Below are 434 nucleotides of genomic sequence, written 5' to 3'. Positions count from 1 at the left end.
GTTAACCCTTGGAGAATATGTCATCACTATCATTTCGGTGGCTTTGCCAAAATCAATAGTCGTCTGACGGAATTTATTTCTGATGTTTATGATGAGCATGGGTTGGTTCTAGACCCTGTTTATACAGGAAAGATGATGTATGGGCTGGCGGAGTATATTCATCAAGGAAGAATCCAGGCGGGAGCGCGAGTATTAGCTGTTCATACTGGCGGGCTACAGGGCTGGCGTGGATTTGGTGAATCCTATCAGCGTTTCCTGTCTTCATAGACAATCTCATGTTCAAATCTCTGAATTGTCGTGAGAACGGTATTCAGGCTGTAAGTCTGGAGTCTGTTAATTTATTATGTGCTTAGTGTCGGCCGGTGTAGTATTGGCTAATGTAGAGTGCTTCTTGAAGCGATCGTCCTCTCTCATATATATCACGCTATTACATA

The 434-nt window shown here is 43.3% G+C and carries 1 pseudogene; it reads left to right on the top strand.

Annotation, left to right across the window (positions count from 1 at the left end):
- Window positions 1-267 (top strand): annotated as a pseudogene (locus A3766_RS31005) (hypothetical protein); the annotation flags it as partial.
- Between the last annotated feature and the right edge of the window lie 167 nt (window positions 268-434).

It is taken from the genome of Oleiphilus sp. HI0132 (assembly GCF_001635845.1).
This window is presented reverse-complemented; position numbering and strand designations above follow the sequence as displayed.